Origin of the sequence: Pseudoalteromonas obscura (assembly GCF_030135505.1) — a bacterium.
Classification (GTDB): Bacteria; Pseudomonadota; Gammaproteobacteria; order Enterobacterales; family Alteromonadaceae; genus Pseudoalteromonas; species Pseudoalteromonas obscura.
Genome location: NZ_JASJUT010000021.1, coordinates 19,924 through 36,814 on the forward strand (window position 1 = coordinate 19,924; position 16,891 = coordinate 36,814).

General features: G+C 45.4%; 17 protein-coding genes. All 17 read left to right on the forward strand.

Features of this window, described 5'->3' with window-relative positions:
- Nucleotides 1–92: 92 nt before the first annotated feature.
- The 17 genes from QNM18_RS26820 (at nt 93) to QNM18_RS26900 (ending at nt 16,534) form a co-directional block, all read left to right on the forward strand.
- Entirely contained in the window at nt 93–551 is a 459-nt protein-coding gene (locus tag QNM18_RS26820; protein ID WP_284138912.1) for a phage virion morphogenesis protein, read from the forward strand.
- 222 nt (nt 552–773) lie between these two features.
- Entirely contained in the window at nt 774–1,274 is a 501-nt protein-coding gene (locus QNM18_RS26825; RefSeq protein ID WP_284138913.1) for a Panacea domain-containing protein, read from the forward strand.
- Between the two features lie 23 nt (nt 1,275–1,297).
- On the forward strand, nt 1,298–1,672 hold the full coding sequence (locus QNM18_RS26830; RefSeq protein WP_284138914.1) for a hypothetical protein: 375 nt from the start codon (nt 1,298–1,300) through the stop codon (nt 1,670–1,672).
- Between the two features lie 243 nt (nt 1,673–1,915).
- A complete protein-coding gene (locus QNM18_RS26835; protein ID WP_284138915.1) occupies nt 1,916–2,746 on the forward strand; it encodes a hypothetical protein in 831 nt (276 codons plus the stop codon).
- Nucleotides 2,747–2,826: 80 nt separating this feature from the next.
- Complete coding sequence (locus tag QNM18_RS26840; protein ID WP_284138916.1) at nt 2,827–3,951, forward strand: phage protease; 1,125 nt, start codon at nt 2,827–2,829, stop codon at nt 3,949–3,951.
- Nucleotides 3,951–4,859, forward strand: coding sequence for a Mu-like prophage major head subunit gpT family protein (locus QNM18_RS26845; protein ID WP_284138917.1), 909 nt, complete (start codon nt 3,951–3,953; stop codon nt 4,857–4,859). The genes QNM18_RS26840 and QNM18_RS26845 overlap by 1 nt, the downstream gene beginning before the upstream one ends.
- Before the next feature lie 29 nt (nt 4,860–4,888).
- Nucleotides 4,889–5,359 (forward strand): HI1506-related protein, encoded by a 471-nt coding sequence (locus tag QNM18_RS26850; RefSeq protein ID WP_284138918.1) that lies wholly within the window; start codon nt 4,889–4,891, stop codon nt 5,357–5,359.
- A gap of 2 nt (nt 5,360–5,361) precedes the next feature.
- Nucleotides 5,362–5,790, forward strand: a complete 429-nt coding sequence (locus tag QNM18_RS26855; protein WP_284138919.1) for a gp436 family protein — start codon at nt 5,362–5,364, stop codon at nt 5,788–5,790.
- A complete protein-coding gene (locus QNM18_RS26860) occupies nt 5,790–6,212 on the forward strand; it encodes a phage tail terminator protein (RefSeq protein ID WP_284138920.1) in 423 nt (140 codons plus the stop codon). The genes QNM18_RS26855 and QNM18_RS26860 overlap by 1 nt, the downstream gene beginning before the upstream one ends.
- The gene (locus QNM18_RS26865) at nt 6,209–6,961 is read left to right on the forward strand and encodes a phage tail tube protein (protein ID WP_284138921.1); all 753 of its coding nucleotides are present in this window, start codon (nt 6,209–6,211) and stop codon (nt 6,959–6,961) included. The genes QNM18_RS26860 and QNM18_RS26865 overlap by 4 nt, the downstream gene beginning before the upstream one ends.
- A 50-nt stretch (nt 6,962–7,011) precedes the next feature.
- Entirely contained in the window at nt 7,012–10,554 is a 3,543-nt protein-coding gene (locus tag QNM18_RS26870) for a tape measure protein (RefSeq protein ID WP_284138922.1), read from the forward strand.
- Nucleotides 10,551–10,913, forward strand: a complete 363-nt coding sequence (locus tag QNM18_RS26875; RefSeq protein ID WP_284138923.1) for a hypothetical protein — start codon at nt 10,551–10,553, stop codon at nt 10,911–10,913. Before QNM18_RS26870 ends, QNM18_RS26875 begins: the two co-directional genes overlap by 4 nt.
- A 2-nt stretch (nt 10,914–10,915) precedes the next feature.
- Nucleotides 10,916–12,976 carry a hypothetical protein gene (locus QNM18_RS26880; protein ID WP_284138924.1) on the forward strand — a complete coding sequence of 687 codons (2,061 nt, stop codon included), beginning with the start codon at nt 10,916–10,918 and terminating at the stop codon, nt 12,974–12,976.
- Entirely contained in the window at nt 12,976–13,947 is a 972-nt protein-coding gene (locus QNM18_RS26885) for a hypothetical protein (RefSeq protein ID WP_284138925.1), read from the forward strand. The genes QNM18_RS26880 and QNM18_RS26885 overlap by 1 nt, the downstream gene beginning before the upstream one ends.
- Nucleotides 13,940–14,605: a hypothetical protein gene (locus QNM18_RS26890; protein WP_284138926.1), complete on the forward strand. Its 666-nt coding sequence runs from the start codon at nt 13,940–13,942 to the stop codon at nt 14,603–14,605. Before QNM18_RS26885 ends, QNM18_RS26890 begins: the two co-directional genes overlap by 8 nt.
- Complete coding sequence (locus QNM18_RS26895) at nt 14,602–16,317, forward strand: hypothetical protein (RefSeq protein WP_284138927.1); 1,716 nt, start codon at nt 14,602–14,604, stop codon at nt 16,315–16,317. The genes QNM18_RS26890 and QNM18_RS26895 overlap by 4 nt, the downstream gene beginning before the upstream one ends.
- The gene (locus QNM18_RS26900) at nt 16,310–16,534 is read left to right on the forward strand and encodes a hypothetical protein (protein WP_284138928.1); all 225 of its coding nucleotides are present in this window, start codon (nt 16,310–16,312) and stop codon (nt 16,532–16,534) included. Before QNM18_RS26895 ends, QNM18_RS26900 begins: the two co-directional genes overlap by 8 nt.
- Nucleotides 16,535–16,891 lie beyond the last annotated feature (357 nt).

The following is a 16,891-nucleotide window of genomic DNA, read 5'->3' on the forward strand; positions in this document are numbered from 1 at the left end:
CTCGAACTCACATCATAACTGACGTTAACCGTTACCCATTGGAAACACTACCACCGTTATTAATTATTACTCATGTATTAGGTGATTACAATATGAGCAACACACTTGAAATTCTAACGCATGGGAATGCAGCAAACATCCTGGCAGAGATTGCTGACAAGTTCACAGACCTCAGCGACCCGATGAATGAAATTGCCGCCATTATGGAGGGAGCCAGTGAAGACGCTTTTGCCGAAGAGCGTAGCCCAGTGACAGGTGAAACTTGGCAAGGGCTCAGTGAGAACTATCTCAAGCAAAACCCAAAACGTGTTGGCGGCCAAATGCTGCAGGTCAGTGCAGGTGGTTTAGCGGCCAGCATAGCAGCGGACAGTGGCGACTTTTGGGCTGAGATTGGCAGCAATAAGCCTTATGCCGCTATTCATAACTTTGGAGGTAAGCCGGGCATGGCACCAGGTCCGGCAGCCATGCCGCAGCGCCAATACTTGGGCGTAAGTGCTGAGGAAGAACAACAAATCATTGAGGTGTTAGCAAGCTTTATCATCGAAAATTAAAAAACGCGCTAAATCGCCCTCAGCGGCGCTAAGCGCGTTTACCCGCCGCAATGATATCTTTATTCAGAGAAAACAGCGTTAACCCCGTTTCGGAACGTTTCTAAAGCCGTTATAAGGGCACGATTGCCCTTAGAATGAAATATACTTTCACATATACTTTTTATTTAAGTATATTAAATAGAGTTTCAAATATTGAAAGTTGCAAACAAATGGAGGTTTGTGATGAGTTATCCAGCTAAGGTAATAGCAAATGCTTTTCTAGAAAAAGCACAAAAAACAGGTGAGCAGTTAACTCCAATGAAGTTACAAAAGCTTATCTACTACGCACATGGTTGGTATCTTGCAATTCAAGGCAAACCATTAATAGACGAGTATTTAGAAGCGTGGAACTATGGTCCTGTTGTAAACAGTGTCTATATTGAATTTAGGTGCTTTGGTAGTGCCCCAATTACAAAGTTAGCAACACAATATGATCAAGTCAGAGCACAATATATTGTGCCAATGCCGTTTGAGCATGATCATGAGTTACACAATTTAGTTGACTCAATTTGGCAAAATTATGGCCAATACTCAGCGCTAGAGCTGTCAGAAATGACGCATTATAAAGGCGCACCTTGGGATACCGTCAAATCTGATAATCCAACAATGAGAAATGTACAAATCCCAAATGAGGTGATAGAGAGTTATTTTTCAGATTTGCTGCGCCCGGTTCATGCAGTGTAAAAATTAATAAACTAGGAAGATAAATGGAGTATAAGGAAGACATATTTGCGGAAATAAACCCGCAAAGAGAAAAAGCATCTCATCAATCTGACAATAATTATCAAGAGATGGCCTTAAAAGAACAGGCCATTTACGATGCCAAAAGGCTTGAGACCGAAAAACAACTGACGTCACAGCTTATGGAACTAGGTTTATTAGGTAAGCTGTTAGGCTCTGGAGAAAGTGCGAAAATGTCGATTGTGGTGCTTGTTATCATTTTCTTCAGCACTGCAATCATTGTCGTTCTAGCGCAAAATGACATAAAAGAGCCCTCAACTATGCAATTAATCACCTTGCTTATGAATATCATTGCAGGTGCATTGGGTTATGTATTCGGGCAACGCAGCAAGCAGAGCTAAATCCATTTATCTTTATCACGCATACTTTCCCTGTAGTATGCGTGCTTACTTCAACAAAGCCTCCCCCTCTTTTACTCGCCAAACTGGAAAAAGCATTGATGTTCCATAAATAATAGTTGACAGTCATAGTGAATGATTAATATCCAATTATAAGGAGCCTTATGGATACTGTTATTTATTCTGACTCACAAACACCAAACACCAAACACCGAACCTTCTAGCAATTACTATTCAGCTATCGTGTTGGAAAAGTTGCCACCAGAGCAACTTGAACGCATGAGGCCGTACTTATTTTGCTCCGATTGCCATGAAAAAGCGGCCTATGTATCTCGCTCTACTAATGGACGCGCCGCGCATTTTAGAAGTGTCCATCTGCTAATAGATGGGCAAGTTTGCCCCCAAAAAACTCTTGAAAGTGAAAAGGTCGACACATCAGGATATACGTCGGTACAAGCATTGAAAAATGAAGAGGATGTATTTGTAGTTGACTTCAATTTCACTGCCGAAGATACGACTATCAACCCTAGAAAGCCAAAAGATGAAACAGGGAAAGATGGCGCAAGAAAGCGAGGTGGTTATAGGAAATTTGGCGAAGCATCGGGAGTTGGAAAAAGTGAGTGGTCTCGAAGGTTAAGCACCTTGTTGAAAACACTAAAAGACGATCCAGATTTTGAAAACAGCCATGCAAAAATAAAAGTCTTTGGTTTTGAAAAACCCATCAACAGAGCTTTTTACAACACGGATAGATTTGAGTTATATCAAGACAAATTAACACCAGGACGCTTCCCCACTTTTTTTTGGGGCTCAATTTGGAATGCAAAGCACAGCATAACTGGTGATTTATGGCTCAATACAGGCGAAAGTAAGAGCGACTTATCTGTGATTATTCCAAAAAAGGTTTTTACTCAAATCTCTGAAAAGTATGGGCTAACTAAAGGCGATGAGGCTGCCGAGTTTGAGGCTGGTTGGTTCTTACTATACGGTTGGTACAATAAAAGCAAGAGAACAGGCAAACCAACGCTATCTTTATTAGAGAATGCAATTGAATTTATAACATTACGATTGGGGAAATAAATTTACTAACCCAGTTTAAAATACTCTTCTAGCCCAACCCGACATACTGGCACCAATTTCAACAAAACGTGCCAGTATGTATGAAACTTTACTCCCCAACTTCGATTGGCCTTGCTGTATGTAGCCAAACAACGCAGCCTAACGATTCCAATGTTGGCCTTGCAGTGTGTAACCTCTCAGACCAAATCAGTGACACTGGCACAAGCGCGCGCGTGCTTATTATTCCTGATGGCTTATTCAGCGGTCACGATGGCCGCCCTAAAGATGTCGAGTCCGGCCACTGGCTGATGGACGCAGCGGCTTTTCAATTTTTACAGCTACACGCCGAGCAGCGACCAAATGATTACCTATTCGACTATGAGCACCAGACTTTACACAAAGAAAAAAACGGCCAGCCAGCTCCCGCTGCGGGATGGTTTAAACCTGATGCATTGCAATATGTGCCAGGCGAAGGTGTGTATGCCGAAAACGTCGAGTGGACCGACAAAGCAGTAAGTGCCATCCGTGCAAAAGAATACCGCTATGTTAGCCCTGTTTTTCTCTACGACACAATCACAGGCCGTGTTCTCAAACTTCTTCATGTTGCCTTGACCAATGACCCTGCAATTTTGGGCATGGATGAGGTAGCGATTTTAAACAGCCAATTCACTCAATTTGGAGTTCCCCCAATGAATGAAGCACAAAAGCTACTGACGGCTTTAGGTGTCACCGTGGACGGTGATGTCACTGACGCACATATCACCCAAGGCCAAGCGGCCATTGAGAAAATAAAGCAAGAAGCGCAAACCGCACAAGCTGCGCTCACAGCACAGCAAGATAAGCAACAAACCGTGGACTTATCAAAGTATGTGCCTATTGAATCTTACAACGCCTTGCACACGCAATACGTTGCACTCAGTGCAGAGCACCAAGTGACCACCGTAGACGCTGAAATCGACAAGGCCAAACAAGATGGTCGCATCATTGAGGCGGAAGTGGACTACTTCAAAAAGCTGGGAGAGCAACAAGGCGTTGCGGCCTTAACCACCATGTTAGAGACGCGCAAACCCATTGCAGCGCTAACAACCCAGCAAACCAAGCAAACTCAAACGCCACCGGAAGACAAAAAGAAAGGTCTGGCTGCCCTGACGGCAGATGACAAATACGCTGCTGACCAACTGGGCATGAGTCATCAAGAATTCGCAGATGCTAAAGAGGAAAAATAATGGCTATCGTAACTCCCGCACTATTAACCAGCTTACAAGTTGGCTTTAAAAAGAACTTTCAAAGCGGTATGGAAACGGCCAAACCGCAGTACACACAAATTGCCTCGGTCATACCTTCTACGACAAAAAGCAACACGTATGGCTGGCTGGGGAAATTCCCCTCACTGAAAAAATGGGTGGGCGATAGAACCATCAAAAGCATGAAAGCCCACGCGTATAGCATCGTCAATGAAGACTATGAAGCAACAATTGGTGTTGATAAGACCGAAATCGAAGACGACGAGCTGGGCATTTATAAACCCATTTTTGAAGAGATGGGCAGAAGTGCTGCTATCCATCCAGATGAAATGGTTTTTCCCTTGCTCGCGGCGGGCTTCACGACCTTGTGTTATGACGGGCAAAACTACTTTGATACTGATCACCCTGTTTATCCCAATGTCGATGGTACGGGTACGCCTGTCAGCGTTGCAAACATGGCTGTAGATGTTGGCTATAACGGCGCGCCTTGGTTTGTATTAGATACATCCAAAGCACTACTGCCTGTCATTTTCCAAGTGCGTAAAAAGCCCCAATTTACCAGCATGACCAAAATTGACGATGAAGCCGTTTTCACCAGTAAAACGTTCCGCTATGGCACCGATTGCCGTGATGCCGCTGGCTTCAGCTTTTGGCAATTGGCCTTTGGTAACAAACGCGCTCTGACACCGGATAACCTCTGGGACTCAATCAAAAAAATGCGTGATTTCAAAGCCGACGGCGGCCAAAAACTGGCAATACGCCCAACTACATTGGTGGTCCCGCCAGAGCTTGAAGACGTGGCAACCAAAATGCTTGAGCGCGAGTTAGACGCAAACAGCTCGAACGAGTTGAAGGGCCGCGTTGAACTGCTTGTCGCTGACTACTTATAAACCGTGAATTAAATAGGATGGAAAATGAAATGGCTAATAACACTTTGGGATCGCGCATTGCTGTCTGTATTACGAGTCCTCAACCGACTGGCTACAGACGCGCAAACCTTACCTTGTCTCAAGGGATTAATAACCTGTCCGTCACAAGCGCACAGCTTGAAATACTTAAAACTGATCCACGACTCGCGGTGCAAGAACTTCCGACCCAAGAAAACCCTATATCGGAATCAGCATTGGTCGCAGGAAGTTTACACCAACCTGTAGATGGCGATTTTCAAGTTGACTTGGCGGGTGTGCCTGAAGAACTGCACCCATTTGTCGCTGTGATGATGGTTGAGCGCTTTGAAGACAAGCCCACGGTTGACCAGCTTACCATTGATGTCAGTGATGATGTAAACGGTGAAAAAGTCACAGGCAAGCACAAGCCCACCGCAGCGCAACGTGATGCCGCTTGGAAGTTGTACCAAGAGGCTTCAGCGCGCGCTGAGTCGGAGCAGTAAACATGACCTACGCGACGACAGAGGATATGACCAGTCGCTTTGGTGAGCAGGATTTAATCCTGCTTACCCGCAGACAAAACAGCCCGATTGGTCAGATAGATTTAACGGTGCTTGGACAAGCTCTGGACGATGCGACGTCTGAAATCAACACCTATTTATCAGGACGCTATCAGTTGCCTCTGAGTACCCAACCAAAGTCACTGACACGCATTTGCTGCGATTTATCGCGCTATTTTTTATCGGGAAACAATGCACCGGAGCACATTGAAACCCGCTACAAAGATGCTGTTAGTTTTTTGCGCGCGGTAAATAAGGGCGATATCAGTTTAGGTCTAGATACCACAGGCAACAAAGCTGAGCAAAATGACGTTGCCATCATCGAGTCTGCGGGCAGTGTTTTCGCGCGAGATAAAGCAACAGGATTCTTGTGATGTTTGAGCTAACTGACAACCATCTAGCAGCGAGCGAGCCACTTAAACAGGCACTGACGCGCGTCAAAGGCGTTTTACACGTGCAGTACTTAAATGAACTCACTGAGCTTGAGCATGTGCAAACAACCCCGACCGTGTTTTATCTGTATATGGGGGATGCCATATCAGACAAAGCCAACGCGGGGGCATCGATGCAGCTTAAGCAAACATGGCTTGTCGTCCTTGCCGACAGACTCGGCGATGAGGCAAACACAGGTCACATTTTAACATCCATTATTCGCGCACTGGCGGGGAAAAAGACGCAGGGCATCGGCCCTTGGCAGCGTGTGAATACATCCATAAAACCACGATACACACAAGGCTTTGGGTTTTACCCGCTGGCCTTTACCAGTCAATTCAAAATGAGAGGTAATCACCCATGAGCGACGGCTTATTATTTTCTGGCAATGTCTTTGTCCAACGACTTGATCCTAATGGGCAACCCACAGGCGGTATCCTTGGTCCTATCAACACCACCAAATTAGCGATAAAAGCAGAAGCGGAAGCCAAACCGCGCACATCCAACAAAAAGGCCGATTACGGTCAAGCGTTGGATGATATAAAAATCCCCAAACCCACAACGATTAGCTGGGCATTTGACGACCAACCCGCAGAACTCATTGCCATGGCTTTGATGGGGGAAGTGATGACCATTAATGATGCCAGCGGCACCATCACCGACCAACCGTTAACACTACCCAATGAGCATAAGTGGACTGAAATTGGACATAAAAATCTGGCTGAAGCGGGCCTTGTCGTTAAACAATCAACGACCCCGCTAGAGCTAGGCAAAGATTTCGAAGTGAATTATGCCCTTGGCTTAATACGGGCCTTACCTGGCGGCGCAGTGGATGCAGGCGGCAGCATCACAATATCAGCGCAATACAATGCCCGCTCAGGCAAGCGCATTAAAGGGGCCGTTAATAGCAATACGCGCTTGAGACTCTTTGGCGAGGGCACCAATTTAGCCAACGGCAAAGACGTGCAATTTGAGGTGTTTGATACCTCGATGTCACCCAGTAGTGAAATGGATTTGGCATCAACTGATTTTGTTGGTGGAGAGCTTGAAGGCACAGCGAAAGTTGTGCCAGGAAAACCCGCACCATTCGTTGTGGATGACATTGCCGCTTAATCCCAAGGGGCTTAGGCCCCTTTCCTACATTTCACTTTCTGAGTAACCCCATGGCTGATAAAACTTTAGAGCTTGCATTACGTATTGTTGCAGAGGCCACAGGCAAGCAACACATTGAACAACTCGTTACTGAACTACGCAACATTGAACAAAGTGCGGATGCAGCTAACCCTGCGGCCCAATCTCTCAGTGATAATCTCGACAATACAACGCAAAGCGCACAGCAAACCAGTGTGCAAGCAAAGTCACTTGCAGATGTTTTGGAAGAGCTGGGCAGTCAGCAAGATTTAATACACAACTTTGAGCGGTCTAAACAAAAATTAGAACAACATGCGACAGCTACCGCCGCCGCGTCACAAGCGCTGGATGAATTAAAGCGCGACACACAAAACACAGAGAACCCAACTAAAGCGCTAACAAACACCATTGAACAAGCAGAACGTTCGCTTGCTCAAATGCGTGACGAACTGACGCAACAAACCACTAAACACGCTGCATTACAAGGCGCGCTTAGGCGCTCTGGTGTTGACAGCAACAACCTAAAAGCCGCCAAACGCGACTTAGGCGCGCAATTCGATAAAGCGGGTAAATCTGTTGATGGATTCACCCAAGATTTAAAAGAAGGTAATGCCGCTCAACAAGCCCATGCGGTCGGCCTTGGCAATGTCACAGGTCAAATTGCAGCCCTTGCAGCCGCCTATTTTGGCTTAGATAGAGTAAGCCAGGCAGTGTCTAATGTATTTGCCACTGGAGACAAGTTCGAAAAGCTCCAGGTGCAAATGAACGGCCTTATGGGCAGTATTGCGCAAGGGGAAGATGCTACCCGCTGGATTGCTGATTTTACAAAAAACACCCCATTGCAATTAGGGGAAGTGAGTCAAGCATTTGTGAAGCTAAAGGCGTTCGGGCTTGACCCAATGGACGGTACGCTTCAAGCCATCACCGATAGCGCTTTAAAGCTTGGTGGCAGTTACGTAGAAGTTGAAGGAATAAGCCTCGCTCTTGGCCAAGCCTGGGCAAAGCAAAAACTCCAAGGTGAAGAAATTCTACAGCTTGTTGAGCGGGGTGTGCCAGTTTGGGATATGCTGCAAGAAGTCACGGGCAAGAATGTTCAAGAGCTGCAAAAGCTCAGCTCTGAAGGCAAGTTGGGCCGCGATGTTATCAAAGACCTGATTGATGAAATGGGCCGTGCAAGCGCTGGCAGTGCTGCGGCGCAAATGGCCCTGTTCAGTGGCCAAGTATCCAATGCCCGCGACAACCTTGAGCAATTTTATAATATGGTTGCACAGTCGGGGGCGATGGATTGGCTCAAAGGTCAACTCACCGCCCTTAATGCAGAGTTTGCAGCCATGGCTGCGGATGGGCGTTTACAAGAGTGGGCACAATCAGTCAGTGACACGATCGTCAACGTCGGAACGGTCATCAAAAACACCATCACAACTCTGTATGGTTTACGCGAAGAAATCGGCTTTGTCGCAAAAGCTTGGCTTGCGTTAAAAGTAGGATCGTATTTCAGCAATGTTGTCGCAGGGGCAGCCACGGCAACGCGTGCGTTTGTCGCGTATCGAACCGCCATCACATCTGCGACCATTGCAACAGAAGCTGCTACCGTTGCAACAAACAAGTGGAAAAATGCGCTTGGGTTCATTGCCCGAGGTGGACTGTACACACTGTTGATTAATGAATTGATCAATGTCGGCGTTGAATACAACAACCTGTTGACGATTGAACAGCAAGTTGAGCAAAGCAGAGCTGCGGCACAACTTTCCACCGCTAAACTAGCCGCTGAATACCAAAGTATCAGTGACAAAACAGGTGTGCTGATCACGAATATGGCAGAGCTTGACGCTGCCGTCGAAAGTGGAGTCCTCATATGGAATGAAAAGCTTGCGACTTATGAAAATGCCACACTAAAAACAGAGCAACTAGCACAAGCAACCAAAGAAACCGAGCAAGCAGAACGCGAGCGCCAAGAACTATTAACACTCAGCATCCCTGAAGCACTTAAGGTTGTTGAGTCATTAGACGCACAATCAAAAAGCTTGAATGGTGTACGCGATGGCGTGGACGGTTTTTTACAATCTCTCGACTCGGCGCGTGCTGCTCTAACCGCTGCGGGTGATGAATACAGCCAGCAAATCACATTACTTGATGAGCTAAAAACTAAGTTTGAATCTCATAATGAAAGCCTAGAACGACAAGCATACTTGGCCAATGCTGTTGAAAAAGCCTATGAAAAAATGGGCTTGAAAAGTAGCGCCGCACTACAAAAAACCGCCGCCGAATTGCAAGGCGCGTTTGAGCTTATCAAACAATACAATGAACCAATAGGCCAACAACAACTGGCCTTTTTGAAATGGGCAGACGCGGCGATTGAAGCCGCCGCAGCGACAAATAAAACCGTGCCCGCCAGCGTTGAAGCCGCCGCAGCAGCACTGGGGTTAACCACTGAACTTGATAAGTTGATAGCCAAAGCCAATGAGCTGGCCCCGGTTGTCGACACCAACAGTGAAGCGGTTAAGCGTTATCAGCGTGAACTCGATGCAACTAAAAAAGCCATTGCAGCAAATCAGCAAGTGTTGGCAAGTAGCACAGCGACCGCAGCGCAAAAAGCTCAGGCGCAAAACGCGCTGACTGTTCAACAGCAAAGACTCGCCGAGCAGACTGCGGATTTAAACCGCGTGCAACAGCTTGAACTTGCCACAATGGGTAAGCTCAGAGCTGAGCAATCGCGCATTCATTCAGAGTTAGATAGCCTCAATAACCAATATCAATCAGGCAAAGTGTCGGCGCAACAATATACGGACCAAAAAGCCCGCCTAGAGTCTATGCTGAAGGTCGTTAATCAGTTGCTAGGGGATTTCAAAAGCGCACAAGATTCAGCAACGGCCGCAACACAGCGCGGTACACAAGCAACGCTAGAAGCGACGCAAGCTGCACAATCTCAAATGAAATCATTAAGGGAGCAGCGAAGTGAATTAGAGCGCACAGAAAGAACCTGGTATTCAACTCGCAGTGCATCAAACAATCGCAGCGATAGGCCCACAGTGGACACCATTGTCGACCATCAAGAGGGATTGAAATCGCGTGCGTATGAGTTTGATAGCCGTGAAGTACGCGCCGAGCGTGAGCGACGTGCACATGAACAAGCAACTGAAGCTGAGTACAACAAGTTTAAATCCCAAATAAACAACGCTTCATCGACTAAGTCTCTTTCCGACATATACAAACGACTAACACAGCAGCTAACACGCATTGATGCTACGAGAAAAAAAGAGCTTTTGACACTCATAAACCAACAGCGAAGTGCAATAAAAAGCCTGACAAGCTCTGGCTTTTCTGGGGCGTATACCCGTCAACAAATCCCGGTCGCACAACAATCAAGTGTCCATGAAGCTGTCACAACGAATTCAACAAATACCAGCTTGGAAGCTGCCGTTCGACAATTGGTTAGCACACTCCAACAACAGTATGGCAGCGCCACAACGGTGAAACTGCAACTGAACTTACCAGGGGGAAATCAAGCGGAAATTTACGCGCAAATTAAACACGAACTTTTAGACGAACTAGAGCAACTTGCGAGAGTGCAATGATAGAACTAAACAACCAACAATATGACCAATTTGTCTGGACAGACGAATTCAATTATCAATCTGTCGCTGAACAAACAGAGCGAGCACTAAATGGTGCACCACATATCGAAAAAACCACGATACCTGTTGGGCGACCTATAACACTTTGGAGCCAGCAAGAAAGTTACGAAGTATTTAAGACGCTTTTTGATTTCGCTCAATCTCAGCTTAGTGCTTTTCAAATCACAATACGGGGAGCAATCCACACTGTCGCTTGGGACCACAGCCAACAGCCCGTCACCGGCACAGCAATCCAACAGTATTCAGATGCTGCGCCTGATGTATTTGAAAATGTGACTCTAAAATTCAAGACGGTGTGAGTATGCTTAGAAGTGACCTGAAAATTTTTAAATCTGAACGTCTTGGCAACGAGCCGAACGCTGGCGGCCATCGCACAAATAATGCAATTGAGTCAGGGAAACTCAACGATGTATTTAGTGCCATTAGCAACGTCGACTATGCATCGAGCGCGCTTGATGTCGTCAAACTGTATCCCACGGTTGCAACTCCAGATGATTCAAGATTATTAGACTCACTGTTGTTTATCAGTGACCAACCAGAAGATGCATTGGTAAACACTTTCATTGCTGAGTCCTCAGCCCTCACTGATGATAGCGTGCTCAGTGATATCCAAGATATGCTGAAAACTGCTAAGTACCATGGCACAACTAAAACAACGGATGCTGCTAACAATAACGTTTTGAATGTTGAAAATGTAAGCAGCTCTATTGCGCCGACTGTCATTAATCGTATAGAGCACTTAAATAAGAGCATTGGAGATGACAGTGTATATCGTACTGCATCTCTCACCTCATACGGTGACATGACAGAGGTCATTCTGAATGTGCCGGATTTTTTATTAGGCCAGCCATATTTTTACGGCGTTTACCAATACTGGGTAGAAGCATGGAATGCGTGGAGCCCTGCTAGAGTGCTGCCAAATCAGTTCAGTGTCGGCAACGGCACCGTTTCAACAACGTTAAATAGTCAAAAGAAACTGGCTAAAGGCCAGACTTTCACATTCTATTATCTATCAAGTGATGATTTTCGCTTTCATAATTACCCAGGCGCTTTGACATTGTCAGTGGGTGAGAGAGTTCAGCCTGGCTATTGTCGAGTAAAACGCGCCAGCACTGGAGAGATTTTAACAGATGATAATGAAGGGCGTTTCATATCGGGCGGTTACATCATCGCGACAATTGACTATGACACGGGAGTAATAACTGAAAATGAATCGATATCATACACAGGCACGCCTGAAGAAGAGCTTCGTGTTTTAGTTGCCAAGCAAGAGCAAATAAGCAGAGTTGCATCATTTAATATCGAACTATCATCATTTGATCCAGCAAGTTTCTATATCCGTTGTAAGACACCAGCGGGAACCGACATAAGCGCGTCCAGCAATGAAAATGGCGCTATCACTGGCAGTAATGTAACTGGTTCTATATCGGGTGGTGGCGAAGTCAATTTGTCATTTAACGTAGATATTTTGCCTGGCACGATATCATATGATGTACATGAGCTTGAACTTGTGAATGTGCCGACACCGCCTGGCAGTATTAACTATTCAAAACTCCCAAACGGCTCACAGCCTATTTTTCATGTCGGCGATTTAATCTGTATTCAAAATCGACAACGTACACAGCACGCGTCACTCACTACGGGACAATTAATCGATGAGCGAGCAGATTCAGACTGGGTTGATATAGTCGATGCAAATAACAAATCGCTCTACTCACCAACAAACGCGAACTACAGCTATGACAAAACAACGGGAAAATTAACCGTTCAATCGGGTGTTTCGGGCTTTACGGCTCCATTTGTTGTGACGTCGATACAGTCGGAATTGCGGCAAATACTTAGCATCAACGGTCATAGTATTAAGCTCTTAACGACGCTTAATAGAACATACGCAGCAGGTTCTACCGTTTCTAGTGTATTGCGAATGGGTGATTTGCAAGCAAGGACATCTGATGAACGCACATTGAGCGCCTGGCAGAATAATTTTGCAGACAATGGCTCACCCGCTTCCAACTCAATCAACACGACTCAATATCCAATTGTCATGAATGGGCAAGGGGCAATTAATCAGAAATGGGCAATAGTATTCTCATCTAGTGACTATCAAGTGTATGGAGAGTTTGTCGGTTTAATTAGTACAAGCAATACTGGTATCGATTGCATTCCTATCAACCCGCTCACACAGTCTCCGTATTTTAAATTGCCCAAAGAAGCTATCGGCAGTGGCCTTGGCCCCGGTGAAGCTTTTTTATTCACTACGTACGCAGCGGGAAAGCCCACTCTTATGATCCGCTCTATATCGCCAGGTCACACTGATATTGAGACAGACAGTTCAACAATCGCATTTCGAGGAAGCATCTAATGCCAAAAGCAGTAACAATTTATCGGTGGGATGACGAAGGCGCACCCCAGTTCGTAACTGGAAAGTACAGCGAAATAATCGCGGTTTTAGATGCGTGCCTACTAACAGGGTACGGTAATAAACAACCGCTAGGTTGGACTAAATTGTTTTCCGAGTCCGTTGCATGTTGCTATAAAAATGCGTCGGGTGGGTGTGTTGTATTTAGTTCAAATACTGGGACTGACGATGCTAAAGGTACGTATGTGCAAGCAGCTCAAAGCGCAACAAATGGTACTAATCTAGTACGACCAGGCTGGAAGCAGAGCATTAAAGTGTTTCCAAATCACAATGTGAGTTGGGTGGTTATTGGCACTGATAGCGCTGTGTATCTCTTCTTCGGATATGTATCAAAATATGAGATTACGTCGTACAAATACATTGCATCTGCATTCTTTGGAGATTTGTCACATGCCATAACAAATGATGCAGGGAAATTCGTCGCAATATGCTCTCTTGCAAATGAAGACTTTAGTTTGGACACTTCTTCAAGCATATCTTCAAACACTGGAAGAAACATTGATCATCTTAATCACCTTTCTCCATCTTCCAGCCCGGGCGTTAAAATTTATGATGCGGATGCCGCGAATGAATTTACCTTGTATTTGCCAGATGCGCCTTACTTGCCTGTTTCTCAAAGTTCTATAAACAATTTAGGTGCAATAACAAGCAACTCCCTAATGGCTGTAACTCTAAAAGCTAAAGATCTTGAAGTTGCAAAAGACCGCAGCGGAGAGTTTATAACTGCTAGTACTACGCGTCCTGCTTGCAGGGGCGCTTTGCCTGGGCTTTTTAATACTCTTTGCGCACACCCGTTTGATGTCGTATGGCCATCGCTCGTTAATTACGGAGGGCAGCAGCACCTGATCCTTCGCGTGACCACTCCAACAAGAGCATCAAAGTTGATCCTCAATGTGGAGCTGTGGAATGACTAATTTGTTTACTGGAAATGCGATACCTTCAGGTTACATATCATATTCAGGTAACGACGCTATTTTTCATGAACTTGCAAATGTTGAAACGACGCGGCCAATTTCCGTTGAGCAAGCAAAAATGTATCGTGTGACACCGGACGGAGGAACTGCAAGCAGGTTTAGAATAAGAGAAACCCTAACAGACGGCACATCTAGAGCTAATAAAGAGTTTGCTGACGGAAACTGGACAGAGCATTTGTATCTGGCAGGAAACGGTGTTGTATCAATTGAAATCTATTACAAAAACACTTCCGACACCGCAACTGGAATTGTCTTTGTCGAAACAGCAGCAAAAACTGTAGATGCGAAAGGGTTTGTAAATAGTATGACTGTAGCAAATCTAGTACCAGCCTTTGCGTCAAAATTAGAGATAGATGCTGGGTCAAACTCAGAGAGGGTAATGGTGTTCGATAGGCTGAACGGTGAGCTTCTGGACAATGTTCTTATCAGTGGAAACTCTATTGCAGAAACTGTAGGTGGGCACACAATTCAAATTACGTTACCTGCCAAATATGCTTTGGGGCCATCTATTACGTGTGTATTGATTGATGATAACTTAGAGTTTTCCGGTGCCATTATGGATGGGGTGCAATGTGAATTAATAGACCTGACACTATGACAGTTAAATTACGCTTTCTTTCCAGATATTCAAGTGAAGGTGCACACTCTCCAATAAAGCTCAGATTTGGGTCCGACGTCGAGCTAAAGCATATAATTAACTATTTCGAGCCAGCATGGGACGGTCGAGGAGAAATTGAAAGAGATCTCGAAACACCAAGTGGAGCAGCAAGGTGCGTCGAGCTACAATTCAATGATGTTTTCACACGTAGTCATGAAATAGAAAGCATTTGGGGCGTCAGCTTATTAGGTGCGGTCGGTGTTTGGGGAAGCTGTAGAGTTCAATATTCAATAGCTCAAAAATCAGAGCAAAATTACAATATCTTAGGCTCAGAAACAGATTTATTAGAGATCTACTCGGAATGCCCATTTTCAGTATCTGTCACAAAAATTAAGATTTTTTCAGCTTTATTCGCGAAGAGTAAAATCGTACGTTCAACTTTCAAAAGCTATTGGTCGTTTGCGAATAATATTAGTGAATATACCAAGTTTTCCTATGGTCCGGAAAAGCCGATATACGTTTGCAGATTTAAATCACACCTCAAACCAGGCTATGTAAAGCTGCGCATGCGCGACAAGCGGACTTTGAGCACTGACGTTCTAAAGATGCGTTTTACTGCTTCTGAAAAGGTGTGTCATTGGACGCTTGGTGGCGGCCCTATACGTTCAGATGATGATATTCCAACACTCGACAGAAAAATCCCTGTCGAGCCTCAATTACAAAGTAGTTATATTATGACCCCATCCATAAAATGTGTCCGTCTTAATGACGGTCAAAGCATTGCTATTACATCATTCAGTTATTCATTTTCACGAGGCCAGTTTGCGGCTAGCGGAAACATTCGTTTTATGTCTCGTATCGACATGGAACGCGCATTAGGTGAAACATTGAAACTAACTATCAACGGCTATGAATTTGTCATGCTCTGCGAGCAAAGCAGCACATCAAGGAAGTTTGCAAACAGCTCGTTCAGCGCGAGTTTACGCAGCAGATTTGCTGAGTTGTCAGAACCGTATGCCAGAGAAACTAATTACACTAATAAAGAAGCAAAGACACTTGAGGGCTTAATGTCTGAAGTGCTATCAAATTCAGGCTGGACAGTACAAAGTAAATTAATAGACTTTCCGGTCCCTGCTTCTGCGTATAGCTATCAGGGCTTGACCCCTGCCGCTGCATTGCTTCAAATCACAAAAAGTGTCGGAGCTATTCTTACGTTTGACGATGTAACTAAAAAGGTCGATGTCATGCCTGAATGGCCTGTTGCACCTTGGGACACTACAAATGCAACATGTGATGTGATCATCAATGACTCTCTCATCATCGAGCACTCAACAAGACAAACAATCAACCCGGAACATAACGCAATATTCGTTAGAGGTGAGCAAATCGGGGTTGCATGCAAAATCAAGCGTACAGGTACAACTGGGAGTAGTTTCGCTCCTGATATCGTTGACAGCCTCATGACACACAATCAGGCAGCGCGCCAGAGAGGAACTTGTGAACTCGCTCGAAGTGGGGCTAAACAGATAAACAGAATCAAAACTAAGTTGCTTCCAACACTGCCGCCGTTTAAACCGGGCATGCTCGTTGGTATTAGATACACTGATTCACTTTATAAAGCGACATGTGAAAGCGTAGCTATTAGTGCGTCAGTCAATGCTCAGGGAGCTATTACAGTTAGCCAAGATATTGAGGTGTTATCTAATGTCTAATTCGTTACAGCGCTTCCAGAGCGTGCTGACTAAATCATATAAAACAATCGTAAAGGTAGTTAGTGTCAACGCAAATGGCACGACATTAGTTAGGTTTAATGATGGTAGTGAAAGCGTTGTCTTGGGTGACAGTGTGCAAAGTGGAAGTGTATACATAGAAAATGGCAGGGTTATTGGACCAGCTCCAGACCTACCATTCACAGAGATTGAGGTTTAAATAGTGAAATACCGTTTCATTATTTGAAAAATCCATTTTTTGCAGTTTTCGCGCAATTCGCGCTAAGTTTTCGCGCGCGGCATCACACATGGGAAAGCCACCGCTGGCCGCCCCACACACTATCATCGGTCGGGGCCGACCCTTCGGCTATGTCGTTTCACTACTGAGTTCCGCATAGGCGGGGTGGCCTTCCACGGGGCTGGCCCTCCAGTCAGGTGGTTCCAAAATGTTGTGTCATAAACGCAAAAAACCCGCTGCATTTCTGCAACGGGTTTCTTTAATTGGGCCCTGGCGATGTCCTACTTTCACATGGGAAACCCCACACTATCATCGGCGCTATTTCGTTTCACTACTGAG

What these genes read in the sequence shown, in the direction of transcription:
- QNM18_RS26855 (WP_284138919.1), top strand. Translation starts at nt 5,362, where the DNA reads ATGACCTACGCGACGACAGAGGATATGACCAGTCGCTTTGGTGAGCAG.
- QNM18_RS26880 (WP_284138924.1), top strand. Translation starts at nt 10,916, where the DNA reads ATGCTTAGAAGTGACCTGAAAATTTTTAAATCTGAACGTCTTGGCAAC.
- QNM18_RS26825 (WP_284138913.1), top strand. Translation starts at nt 774, where the DNA reads ATGAGTTATCCAGCTAAGGTAATAGCAAATGCTTTTCTAGAAAAAGCA.
- QNM18_RS26840 (WP_284138916.1), top strand. Translation starts at nt 2,827, where the DNA reads ATGAAACTTTACTCCCCAACTTCGATTGGCCTTGCTGTATGTAGCCAA.
- QNM18_RS26845 (WP_284138917.1), top strand. Translation starts at nt 3,951, where the DNA reads ATGGCTATCGTAACTCCCGCACTATTAACCAGCTTACAAGTTGGCTTT.
- QNM18_RS26875 (WP_284138923.1), top strand. Translation starts at nt 10,551, where the DNA reads ATGATAGAACTAAACAACCAACAATATGACCAATTTGTCTGGACAGAC.
- QNM18_RS26890 (WP_284138926.1), top strand. Translation starts at nt 13,940, where the DNA reads ATGACTAATTTGTTTACTGGAAATGCGATACCTTCAGGTTACATATCA.
- QNM18_RS26850 (WP_284138918.1), top strand. Translation starts at nt 4,889, where the DNA reads ATGGCTAATAACACTTTGGGATCGCGCATTGCTGTCTGTATTACGAGT.
- QNM18_RS26865 (WP_284138921.1), top strand. Translation starts at nt 6,209, where the DNA reads ATGAGCGACGGCTTATTATTTTCTGGCAATGTCTTTGTCCAACGACTT.
- QNM18_RS26830 (WP_284138914.1), top strand. Translation starts at nt 1,298, where the DNA reads ATGGAGTATAAGGAAGACATATTTGCGGAAATAAACCCGCAAAGAGAA.
- QNM18_RS26860 (WP_284138920.1), top strand. Translation starts at nt 5,790, where the DNA reads ATGTTTGAGCTAACTGACAACCATCTAGCAGCGAGCGAGCCACTTAAA.
- QNM18_RS26895 (WP_284138927.1), top strand. Translation starts at nt 14,602, where the DNA reads ATGACAGTTAAATTACGCTTTCTTTCCAGATATTCAAGTGAAGGTGCA.
- QNM18_RS26870 (WP_284138922.1), top strand. Translation starts at nt 7,012, where the DNA reads ATGGCTGATAAAACTTTAGAGCTTGCATTACGTATTGTTGCAGAGGCC.
- QNM18_RS26900 (WP_284138928.1), top strand. Translation starts at nt 16,310, where the DNA reads ATGTCTAATTCGTTACAGCGCTTCCAGAGCGTGCTGACTAAATCATAT.
- QNM18_RS26885 (WP_284138925.1), top strand. Translation starts at nt 12,976, where the DNA reads ATGCCAAAAGCAGTAACAATTTATCGGTGGGATGACGAAGGCGCACCC.
- QNM18_RS26820 (WP_284138912.1), top strand. Translation starts at nt 93, where the DNA reads ATGAGCAACACACTTGAAATTCTAACGCATGGGAATGCAGCAAACATC.